Below are 12405 nucleotides of genomic sequence, written 5' to 3' on the forward strand. Positions count from 1 at the left end.
GTAGGAGAAGTAATGGAAAATTACTCATTAATTGTTAGTAGAAGAGAAGGGTTTAAATCTCACAATATTCTATTTAACATAATATAAATTATAGAACAACAAATACACTTTATAGGCTTAATCTGCTATAACTTATTTTATGTTAAATAGAATTCAGGCAAAAGTTCAAGCCCAACAAAACCTTCTACAATTTATGGCTCGTTATTTTCTCGTATTCGGGCCAATGGTTAGTTGGAATTTAAATACGCGATTCTCAGGCGTTAGAATTTGGTCTCTAAATTAGGAGCAACACTAAAAAAAGAAAGGCAGAACTATAAAATATAGCTCCGCCGATCAAGCAACTATTGGGGTTATTTTTTATACAAAATCTTTATCGTAAATGTCTTCCTTTTCTTCAACAAAATTTACCTTTGAACCAGGAGTTAGAATAAGGCTAGTGTCTTTGGATCTCACCCATTCTGTCTTTCTTAAAGTTTCTAACTTAATTCTTCCAATCAAATAATTAATTTTCGCCCCAGAAAACTTCTCTGAAATTTCTTCAAAGTCATCAAGATTAATTTTGGTTCCATTTGACCAACTTACATACACTTCAAAACTGATCTCATTACTAAATTGTAAAGAGGTATTTTGGTTGTGCTTTTTATATTCGTAACGGTAATTATAGGTTAAAGCGGAAATGTCGGAAAGAACTGCTGATCCTGTTGGATAACTTCCAGCACCCTTTCCTACAAATAATTGATGCTCCGAGAAAGCTCCTTCTACGGCCACACTGTTAAATTCATTTTCCACATTGAAAAGGTAATGGTCTTTGTCTACAAATTGCGGTGCGACAAAACCGAAAACCTTGTCCCCTATTTTACGGCATTTAGAAACTAACTTGATTTTGAGACCTTTTTCCTGAGCGAAAAGAATATCATGAGGGGAAATCTTATGAATTCCAAAATTTGCTATTTGTTCGGGTTTTACAAAAACACCAAAGGCATGGGCTAAAATAATGCAAAGTTTATATTTGGGATCAAAACCCTCAATATCAAGTGTAGGATCAGTTTCTGCAAACCCATTCTCTTGAGCCTCTTTTAAAGCACTTTCAAAGGCTTTATTTTCCTGAAAGATCTTGGAAAGAATGTAGTTGGTAGAACCGTTGAAAATCCCATCCATACCGTTTAGGAGATCATTATCATAGTACTCTTCCAGGTTTCTAATAATAGGAATACTTGCACAGCAAGACCCTTCATAAAGGAGGGGAACATTGTACTGATTCTGTAAGAAAATTAATTCCTTAAAATTTTCAGCTACCATTTTTTTATTGGCAGTAACTACCCCTTTGCCTTTTTGTAAAGCTTCTTTAACGATGTGATAAGCCGCTTCCGGATCATCAATTAGTTCAACAATGACATCAATTTTATCATCATTAAGCAATTCTTCTTTTTGAGTTGTGAAATAGGAAGATGGTAATTCCCTTTCTTTGGACGGATTTTTTATACAAATCTTTACGATTTCCGCTTCAAGGCCTTTGGTTTGTTCCAAAACATGGTAAAGTCCCTGGCCTACACAACCAAAACCAAAAACACCTAATCTGATTTTCTTTTTGGACATTTTATGCAACTCTTTTTATGGCAAAAGTTTTCTTAAGATCAAGAAAAAGATTGGGTAGGCTAAATCACTTTTTAGGTGACCTCTGGAATTTGGCAATAAAAAAACCTCCCAGATAAGTCTGGGAGGTTGGAATATAACTGTAAATAATTTCCAAATTTCCATTTGACCTATCTTTCCCGTTTAATCCGGGCAGGAATTGGCACCTTCTCTTTTATTTTGAGGGTTGCCAAGGTTTCTTCGGGCCTGAACCCTCCACCTTTCTTGATAAGTTTAAAAACGATTAAGAACGTAGCGCAAATATAAAGACTATAATTTTTAATAAGCAAGGAAAAAGAATAAGTTTTTAAATTAGAGCTAATACTTTAAAGTTATTTTCACTCCTGATTCTTAACTATTAAATATTTCTAATTCTATGCTGCCTTTAACCCTATGGACATTACTGGGAGATCCGTATATTTTACCAAGTCTTCGGAAATGCTACCCATAAAAAAATGCTGGATTGCCGAACGCTGATGAGAAAGAAGGACAATCATATCACATTGATTTTCACGGGCAAACCGAATCAAACCTGCTTCCTTATTTTCCTCATATTTAACATTGATTGAATAGGATTCTAAATGATTTTGAATAGCAATTTTTTCTAATTGCTGGCTAATTTCTTTTTGATCTTCATCTATTTCACAAATATTCAAAAGGTGCAGCTCAGCTTGAAATATTGCGGAAAAGTCACGGATTAATGAAAGTTGACTTTTCCATTCCGATTTTAAATCTATTCCTAATAGTATATTTTTGATGTGAAAATCTTTTATGGGCTTTTTAACAGTGATAACCGGACATGAGGCAATGCGCATCAGTTGTTCAGTATGATTTCCCAAAAAGTATTCATCGAGAGTGGATTCTCGACTTGTTCCCATAACAACCATATCTATATGATGCTGGGTTATAAATCGCTCTAATCCATCACTTATATGGTCTATCATTATAACCGTACGGATTGGTACCCCAAAATCCTGATATTCATCCATTTGTCTTTTCAGCCGTTTTTTGTTCGCATGATGTAATGCAGCCACATAGACCCGGCTTTCCTCAATTTCAGCCATATCAGAGGAGGGGAAAAAACCCGTAATGACGGGAGGAGGAATAATATTTAATAAATAGATACGGACGGGTCCAATTACTTTTGCAATATGAACTGCCATATGGAGGCCGTAATCCGAAAAGGGAGAAAAATCCGTAGGCACCAATATCTTTTTCATTTTACTAAAGTAAATGGGATCTTGATCGGTGGAAATCAAATATTATTCTATTCCCAAGAGTTCATAGATCATACAAGAATTACCATCATAACAAAGAATTCATTCAATCAATTCCGATTACTTATTCCGAATTCATTTCAGTCCTTTGTAGTCAAATTAATAATATGGAATATAAGGCCAGGAAAAAGTGGTTATTCCAAAATCGTAAATGGGTCCTCCCCCTCAAAATTGAAATCTGAATAATTATTAGCTGTTTTTACATCGGAAAGCTTTATATCAATTAACCTTCCTTTATGTAAAGTCGAAATTTGAACCCCAGTTTCAGTTGAAATCCAATCTTCCCAACTGAATTCCACCCCTCCAATAGGAATAATGGAAACCCAAAGTTTCCATTTGTTCGGTACATATCCTTCATCTACCGTCCATAAATAGGAATCTCCGGGGGTGTTTCCTCCTTTGGTATAGGTAACCAATAATCCTTTTTGACCATCTTCTAAATCAACAAGACTTCTTTCTGTTCCCTGATCAAATATCTTGGATATGGGATTCAGCCAAAAGGAATCGTTTACCCAATATTTCCAAGCCTTATCAACTTTATTTTCTAGTGCTTTTTCTTTTAACGTTTTACCCTTTTCCCAGGCAAACCCTTCCTTTCTGTTGATGTCGAAAACTACTTTTATGTCATCCCACTCCACCAAAGCCAAATGTCTTTTTTTATCCCATACATAGAAATGCCTGTCCATAAATTTCCAAGACACAAAATTAGTTTTCTCCCAGGCTTCGTCATTAATCGCTAATAGCATTTTTTGGGCAAAAACTTCTGCTTCAGCCCCCTTCTCTCCTTTTGGTTTGGGCTCATCTACAATAAAGTAAATGGCCCCACATAAAAAAAGGAAACCTAGGAGAAAGAAAATCCATCTTTTCTTACCAGGTTTTTTTTTCCTTTTGTCTTTTGGGGTAATATCAGGGTGTTTTCCGTTTACTGTCATGAGGAAATTTAATTTCAGAACATTTAGGGCTTTTTGCCTAATAAACTTAATCGATTCAGGATTTAATTAAAAAATAATTGCCCAAAGTTATTAAAGAAGATCACTCTTAATCACCATAAGTTTTTCCCTACTCATTTCATGCATGCTATAAGGAATGCCTCCCCAACCTAATCCAGACATATCTCTTCCCCCAAATGGCATCCAGTCTACCCGAAAGGCAGTGTGGTCATTGACCATAACAGCTGAAGCATTTAACCGTTTGACCGTATCCAAGGCTTTATCAATATTTTGAGTGAATACAGCCGCCTGAAAACCATAAGGAAGTGCATTTGCTTGGTCAATGGCCTTTCTTCTATTTTTATAGGAATAAATGGAAAGCACAGGGCCAAAAATCTCTAAAGTGGACACTTTGGCCTCAATGGAAGGGTCCATAAGAATTGTTGGTGCATATATACTGTCAGAAAGTTGTCTTCCCCCACACAGAATATTTCCACCTTCTTCACGGGCTTCATTTACCCATTGTCCTACCCTGTTTACTTCCCGAGGTAAAATCAAAGGACCTACTTCTGTTTCCGGATCCAAAGGATCTCCTACTTTTAGCTGTTCAACAGCTTGTTTGAGTCGCTTACTGAATTTTTCTTTTATAGAATCGTGTACAAATACCCTTTGAACAGAAACACATACTTGCCCTGCATGATAAAATCCACCTTTTGTAATAAGCGGAATGGTCTTATCTAAATCGGCATCAGGTTCCACAATAACTGGTGCCAACCCTCCATGTTCTAGAGCACAGCGTGTTCCTGCAGAAATATGTGACCTTAAATGCCAACCTACTTTTGCAGATCCAATGAAGGAAAAGTAATTTATTCTGGGATCAGTTGCCAATTCACTAGCATGGTTGTCACCCACAATTAGGCATTGGCACCATTCTTTAGGCAAGCCTGCTTTATACAATATCTCCATAAAATGAAGGCAAGATAGAGGAGTCGTTAAGGCTGGTTTAATGATTACAGGTGCACCAATAGCAATGGCGGGAACAGTTTGATGAACAATCAGATTGAGTGGATGATTAAAGGCACTAATAGAGGCGACCACTCCTATAGGCTCCCTGAAAGTGTAAGCCAATCGATTAGATGAAGCTTGGTTCAAATTCATGGGAATTTCGGTTCCCTTCATTTGACTCATATGCTCGATGGCCAGCCTAATACCATTAATGGCCCTTAGCACTTCTGCTTTGGAATCCATATAGGGCTTCCCTCCTTCTCGGGCTGCTAGTTGAGTAAGTTCCTCAACCTGGTTTTTCATCAATAACTCAGTCCTTTCCAGAATTCCTCTTCTTTCCTCAGCAGGTAACCATTTATTCCTATTTTGAAACAAATCATAAGCAATGGCCAAGGCATGTTCTACATCATGGCCATCTTGCATTTCTATTTCCTTTATTAAACTCCCATCATACGGAGCGTTTATTTTCAAAATGGAAGACATTATGATATTTAATAATTAAATTTATCAATTAGGAACTGGCATAAATAAAAGTCAATCTTCACTTCTATTTTCTAATTCATAATTATAATGTAAGTCTTTGTTTTTGTTATAATTCCAATAATCTAGTTTAATCCTTTTTTTTAATATTCCTTTTGTAACCAATACTTTTGCCTGATCCCCAAAACCATCTTTATAGGTTTCTTTCCATCCAGCAATGTGATGAGGAAATGCCTTTTCGAAGTAAATCTTCTTTTCTCTTCCTGTATTTCTAAACTCCAAAGAATAAACCACTAAGGAATCACCTAAAAATTCATTTCCCACATACCTCTTTATAGAGGCTCTTGCTTTGGTGGGCTTAAAAGGTTGGTGTAGCAACCTGCTGATCATAGCAGAAGGAATTAAAGAAATATTACCCAGTGGCAACTGGGAAGGGTCCATTCGAATTACTTGCCATATTTCATCTTCCAATAAAGTTACAGGAACTTGATATAATTTGTCTCCTTCCGATTCAAAATAAGAAAAGGTTTTTATGTCATATTCATCATCTCCCTCTCCCAGATTAAGTTGAGTAAATACCTGTCCACACCATTCCTGAACACTTGTGGTCAATTTTAAAGAATGTGGATATTCCTTCATATCCACAGGCTTAAAGCTAGAAAGCAATATAGAATATGGATAAATTCCCGTAATGAACTTTTTCGTTAAATTTAATTTTAGCACAGATACTGCATCGTCATGGTGGGCTTTTGGTTTATCAAGTTTCACCTGTTTCTTTTTAGAGAAATCTTCCGTGACAAAAATCAAAACAGCATTTCCCTTTCTTAATTCTCCATAACGGGCTTGCTCCAAATTATAACTACTTAATTCTGCTTTTCCCTTATACCAATAATCCAAAAAATCTTGATGAACAGCTTTTTGGAAAGTAATTCTAGACTGGCTTTTGGAATTACAGCTAGCAATGAGAAGGATAAAACAGAAATAGGAGAATTTTAGATAATACGGAGGGAGTTTCATGGGAGGAAAATAAAGTAATGATGAACCACAAAATATGCGCTTTTTGAAGACAATCCTTATTCTCCATTTAGGAAGGTTTAGGTTAAGGGATATCTAAAAAGCAAATTCCCAAATAGAAAAGGAATTATATTAAATATACCATTCAAGAACGCTATTCCAAAATATGCCATTGAAAAACCATATTTGAATTTATTTGGTCATTCTAAATTCCTATCAATTCACTTATCACTAACTATCAGGGGACTTTTCTACAATCATCGAAATTGGAGGATAATCTTTTTTCGAATAAATTCTGGTTTGTGTGAGAAATAAAGTCGCAAAGATGTTATAAAAAAAGGAAGTATTCTTCTATCCTTTTCATGTCTAAAAAAGTTTTTCACATAATTCTCTATAGCCTGATTAGCATACTGGGCTTATGCATTTACCTGGTGGCATTGGTATTTGTGTATCAGGAAGATATCATTCAGAAAGTATTAAAGGAGGTAAACAATAGAATTGAAACCAAAATATGGTTCAAGAAAATTTCGGTAGATCCTCTTGGAAATTTCCCTGAAGTAACGGTTAGTGCTCAGGAAGTGAGGGTTTCCGGGGGAATACAGGAAGATTCTCTTTTAGTTTCTAAAAACATTAAACTCACCCTAAACCTCTATGACCTAATCAGAAGGGATTTTCAATTTAAAAGATTAAAATTGCAGAATGGGGGTCTATACATGAGGGTAGATGCCAGGGGTAATAAAAACTTCACTATTTTTAAAGAAAATAAAGAATCGAAATTTACACGGAAGAGCCTCCGTCTCTTTATTGCCAAAATAGATTTTGAAAACTTTGGTTTACTATACGATAATCAACAAACCAATCTATTTTGCAATTTTCAAGCAAATACTTTTAATGCTTCTCTTCTGGCCATTCAAAGGCGGATGTCTGTTTTTGTTAAAGGAGATCTTTCAGTTCATTCCCTATCTAAAGATCATATTATTTTTTTAAAAGATCGTCCTTTGGGAATAGATGGCAGAATAGTCTATAATTTTGAGAATAAAACAGTAAGAGTTGGGAAAGGAGATCTGGAGGTGGATGATGCAAAACTTTCCCTAACCGGTTCTATGAGTTTGGAGGATTATAAGATTTATTACTCCCTTCTGCGTACTCCTAATATTAATATTGAAACCCTTAAGACTTTACTTCCTTCAGTTGCTTTGAAGCAAATAAAAAGGTTCGATCCAATTGGTAGACTAAAATTTTCAATTACTGCACAACGGCTGGATACCTCTATGATTCTTCCCAAGATAATGGCAGAAGTCTCGACACTCTCATCTGATACTTTGGTTAATTCCTTCTACGACCCCTGGATAAAAAAAGAATTCTCAAATGTAAACCTTAAGGCCCGATTTAATAACGGAGATTCTTTATTACCTCAAACATTTAGTATTGATGTTAGGGATATAGATGTTGAACTTGAAAATTTTCGGCAAAAAGGTCGGTTTCTACTTTATAATTTAAAGGATCCTCACCTTCTACTTGATTTGGACCTAAATACAGACATTTCAAACATTTTAAAGCATTTTAAAATTCCCCCTATTGAATACACAAAAGGTCATATTAACACTAAGTTCTTGCTGAAGGGAAAAACGGCTAATTTTTTTCAGACACTGGAAGCAGACAGTAAGTTTAAAGCAACTATTAATGGTGGGACTTTAAAAATAAAAGGGATGGACCTTCCATTTACAAATGTAAGTGGGGATTTAAATATCGATGTTAAAACGCTTCAGGGAAAAAATGTATATTTTAACCTGGATAAAAATCGCTTTCAACTTTACACGAACATAACTAATTGGTTGACTTTATTTAAAAAATCTGACCGAGATGTTTTGGTGGAGATGGACCTTCGTTCAACAGAAGTTTTCTTTGCTCCATTATTTAACAAAACTTATCCCACTAATGAACAGGCAGACTTGACTAATTTTTCTTTTGAGGGCACTCTTTTTATAAGTAACCAATCTATTCGGGATAAATCATGGATCATAAACAACATGGCCGAATTTAATAGATTAAAATTCACTTCAAATAAATATCACCTTCCAATAGAATTTTCAGGAGGAAGTATCTCAATTTCGGATAAACAAGTGGAAATTGATGAATTAGAAGGAAAAGTAGGAAACAGCCATTTCCTACTAAACTCTAATATTTCGAATTTTATCAAAAGAAAGGATGTCTCGATCGATACTATTAGAATCCAATCAAGTTTGTTTGCTCCTATTATTGATTTAACGGAAATATCTGGGGCCCCTTATCATCAAGATTCCTTGGAAAGGATCAAGCACAAACGGATGATCGATTTAAACCTTAAGAGTAGTATTAAAATCCCTTCGGGAATATTTAGCGCGGATAGTTTGCTAGCCCTAAGTAGATTTTGGGTGAGAGATTTGAACTTTCAAATGGAGGGCTATCAACCTAGATTTCATGATATTCAGAGCCAGATAAACATCGAAAAGTCCAATGTGGAAATTCGGGAACTCAGAGGAATGATTGGAAAAAGTGATTTAGCAGTTACTGGTAATTTAATTAATGCATTTAAAAAAGATGAAAAACTGCTAATTGATATATCCTTTAATTCCAATTTATTGGATTTTGATGAATTAATGTTCGATCAAGAAAGTCTGGAGGAAAATGAAAAACTAATACCAAATCAAGATGATCAGAAAAATAAAGGGAAACGCTCCCCCCGTGCCGTAAAAATAAAATTGCCTGACCTTAAATTCATGGCCTTTGTTAACCAAATCAAATTTAAAAAATTTTCCAATTATAAGTTTAGAGGAGACCTTTCTATTACCGACAATCAATATGTAAGAATCAACACTCTCCAAACACATATCGCCGGTGGGACAGTAAGTTTGAAAGGGGATTTGGACCTGAGTGATAGAAAAGAAATGAATTATAAAGGACAGGTTGATATGCAAAACATAAATTTAAGTGATTTTCTATTTAGCTTTGAAAATTTTCAGCAAGATATTTTGGTTGACGAAAATGTCGGTGGACAAGTGTCTGCCATAATTAATACGGAATTTTATTTTGATGAAAAGCTAAAACCGGATCTGTCAAAAACCGAAGTTATTCTGGATGCTACGGTAAAAAATGGAAGGTTGCTAAATTTCAAACCTTTAAGGATTATGTCCATTTTTTTTCAAAATGAGGCCTTGAGCGATATTAGATTTTATGATTTAAGCAATACTCTAGTATACAAGGACAGTGTTTTTTATATTCCTAAAATGAAAATTAATTCTAACTTAGGCTATTTTTTTGTTGCAGGTACACAGACCGTCGAAAATTTGATGGATTATCACCTTGAAGTACCCATTCGAGTTCTAAAGGTAATACCAGTAAAATTATTTAAAAGAATACCATATTTTATTACTGTTAGACTTCCACGTAAAATTCTGGGAAAACCAGATATAGAAACCGTTTCATACGCTGAAGATCGGTTCCTGAATACTAATGTGTATATCAACATTAAAGGCACACCAAGTGAATTTGAGGTGACCTATGAAAATAGGAAAATAGCTAGCAAAATTGCGAATGAGATCTTTGAATATTATAAAAATGAATTGAAATTAAACATTGATCGATTTAGAAATCGATAATGGCCTCAAATTTGTGAAGATCACATTAGTTGTATTTTTTAATTTTTACTTCAGGCCCGATTCCTGATTTTTGTTTTATTAAATGGCAATTTCTAAAAAGTCAAAAAAGAAAAAGAAACGTTTTAAAAGACATATAATTCGTTTCCTTGCTATTAGTACTTTATTGGGTTTTTCTTTTGTTGTGGGCTTAATTTTGGCGGTGGGAATCGGCTTTTTTGGAGAGATTCCTACCCTTGAAAAACTGCAAAATATAAAAAGTAACTCAGCAACTGAGATTTATTCCGCAGATGAAAAGTTATTAGGGAGATATTATTATCAAGACCGAACCAATATTTCATATGATGAGATACCAGAATCTGTAATCAATGCATTAATTGCTACAGAGGATGCCCGTTTTTATACCCATAATGGCATTGATCTAAGAAGTCTGATCCGTGTAATGGTCAAATCTATAATTTTGGGAAAAAGAAGCTCTGGAGGAGGAAGCACCATTACACAACAATTAGCTAAAAATTTATTTCCGAGAAAAAGTTACAGTTTTCTAAGTCTTCCGGTCAATAAGATTAGAGAAATAATCGTGGCCAAACGTATGGAGGAGGTCTATACTAAAGAAGAAATCCTTACCCTTTACCTTAATACGGTGCCATTTGGTGAAAATGCTTTTGGAATTGAAGTGGCCTCTGAAAGGTACTTTAGCAAAGATACCAAAGATTTAAATCCTGAGGAAGGTGCTGTTCTCATTGGTATGTTAAAAGCCAATACTTCTTATAATCCCCGATTATATCCAGAAAAAGCGACCAAAAGAAGAAACCTTGTACTGAATCAAATGGTAAAATATGGTTATATTAATCAAGCCTATTCTGATTCCCTGAAAGTCCTTCCCATTAAAGTGGATTACCAAAAAAAATCTTCCCATGAAGGATCGGCCCCTTATTTTCGGGCACAATTAAAAAAGGAATTAAATGCCATACTTAAGGACAAGCTCAAAGCAGATGGAACCCCTTATGATCTAGATTCGGATGGGCTGAAAGTATATACTACCATCGATTCAAAACTGCAGGATTATGCTGAAAGGGCTGTGGGGAAACAGATGGGAGACATTAATAGAACTTTTAAGAAACATTGGGGAAGGTCTGCTCCCTGGATTTCAAATCCACAAATCCTTGAAGAAGCTGTTAGAAAATCCAAACGCTACAAAAAATTGGCTGCTGAAGGAAAATCTGAAGAGGAAATAACACAAATTTTTCAGCAAAAGGTACCCATGCAAATTTTTACATTTGAAGGGGAAAGGGATATTGAGCTTTCTCCACTTGATTCAGTAAAACATTATCTGTATTTCCTAAACACTGGATTTATCGCTATAGAACCAAAAACAGGGGCCGTTAAAGCCTGGGTTGGAGGCATCAATCATAAATTTTTTCCATTCGATCATGTCAATAAAAATACCAAAAGGCAGGTGGGTTCAACTTTTAAACCATTTGTATATACAGCAGCCTTGGAACAGGGAATTGAACCCTGTGAGTATTTTGAAAATGAACCCATAACCTATGAAGAATATGAAGATTGGACTCCAAAAAATGCTGATGATGTTTACGGGGGGCAGTATTCCATGCGTGGTGCTTTGATGAATTCTATCAATACGGTATCCGTCCAATTATTAATGCAGGCAAAATCTGAAAATGTGATAATGGTAGCAAAAAGGATGGGGATAGAAAGTCCCATACAAAATGTTCCCTCCATTGCTTTGGGAACCCCTACTTTATCACTTTATGAGATGGTTTCTGCCTATGCCACTTTTGCCAACAAGGGAAAGAGAATTCCTGCCTTTACAATTATAAAGGTTGAAGATAGTAAAGGAAATATCCTTTACGAACATAAAGAAGCTTATTCCAAGGCAGTGATCTCTGAAGAAAACGCTGAAACTATGTTGGAAATGCTCAAAGGAGTAATAGATGAGGGGACTGGAAGAAGGTTAAGGTATTATTACCATCTAAGAAATGATATTGCTGGAAAAACAGGAACCTCCCAATCTCAGGCTGACGGGTGGTTCATAGGGATAACTCCCAATTTGGTTGCAGGAGCTTGGGTAGGTGCGGATGATCCAAGGATTCATTTTCGTTCACTTAACTTAGGGCAGGGAGCTAACACAGCTCTACCTATTTTTGGCTATTTTATGAGGCAGGTAAACGCTGATAAAAACATGACTTCTATTAGTAGGGCGAGGTTTCCAATTGCATCTGCGGAAATATGGGAAAAACTCCAATGCGAACCTTATTTGGATGAAATGTCTGTAGATGAAGACAGTTTATTAAATAATGAAAGGAATAATTGGTTTAAACAACTATTTGGAAATCCCAATAGGGATAAACAAGAGGAAAGTAGAAAAGAGAGAAAAAAGCGAAAATCAAAAAGAAAAAAGAACAAAAAAAA

At 35.2% G+C, this 12405-nt stretch carries 7 protein-coding genes and 1 riboswitch; of the genes, 2 read left to right on the forward strand and 5 right to left on the reverse strand.

What is annotated here, in order from left to right; all coding sequences use genetic code 11:
• Positions 1-357 precede the first annotated feature (357 nt).
• The 5 genes from E1171_RS17455 to E1171_RS17475 form a co-directional block, all read right to left on the reverse strand.
• Entirely contained in the window at positions 358-1596 is a 1239-nt protein-coding gene (locus E1171_RS17455) for a homoserine dehydrogenase (RefSeq protein ID WP_155207341.1), read from the reverse strand.
• 164 nt (positions 1597-1760) lie between these two features.
• Positions 1761-1867, reverse strand: a riboswitch (SAM riboswitch).
• A 139-nt stretch (positions 1868-2006) separates the two neighbouring features.
• On the reverse strand, positions 2007-2852 hold the full coding sequence (locus tag E1171_RS17460; protein WP_155207342.1) for a universal stress protein: 846 nt from the start codon (positions 2850-2852) through the stop codon (positions 2007-2009).
• A 191-nt stretch (positions 2853-3043) separates the two neighbouring features.
• On the reverse strand, positions 3044-3841 hold the full coding sequence (locus E1171_RS17465; protein WP_155207343.1) for a hypothetical protein: 798 nt from the start codon (positions 3839-3841) through the stop codon (positions 3044-3046).
• Between the two features lie 90 nt (positions 3842-3931).
• Positions 3932-5314 carry an aldehyde dehydrogenase family protein gene (locus E1171_RS17470; protein WP_343031445.1) on the reverse strand — a complete coding sequence of 461 codons (1383 nt, stop codon included), beginning with the start codon at positions 5312-5314 and terminating at the stop codon, positions 3932-3934.
• A gap of 63 nt (positions 5315-5377) precedes the next feature.
• Positions 5378-6340, reverse strand: coding sequence for a hypothetical protein (locus E1171_RS17475; protein WP_155207345.1), 963 nt, complete (start codon positions 6338-6340; stop codon positions 5378-5380).
• A 428-nt stretch (positions 6341-6768) separates the two neighbouring features.
• Here E1171_RS17475 and E1171_RS17480 point away from each other — a divergent pair, with 428 nt between their 5' ends.
• The gene (locus E1171_RS17480) at positions 6769-9975 is read left to right on the forward strand and encodes an AsmA-like C-terminal region-containing protein (protein WP_187696517.1); all 3207 of its coding nucleotides are present in this window, start codon (positions 6769-6771) and stop codon (positions 9973-9975) included.
• An 82-nt stretch (positions 9976-10057) separates the two neighbouring features.
• Positions 10058-12405, forward strand: a 2348-nt coding sequence (locus tag E1171_RS17485) for a transglycosylase domain-containing protein (protein ID WP_155207347.1), incomplete at its 3' end; no start/stop codon positions are given.

This window comes from Xanthovirga aplysinae (genome assembly GCF_009711365.1).
In the GTDB taxonomy this organism is placed as follows: Bacteria; Bacteroidota; Bacteroidia; order Cytophagales; family Cyclobacteriaceae; genus Xanthovirga; species Xanthovirga aplysinae.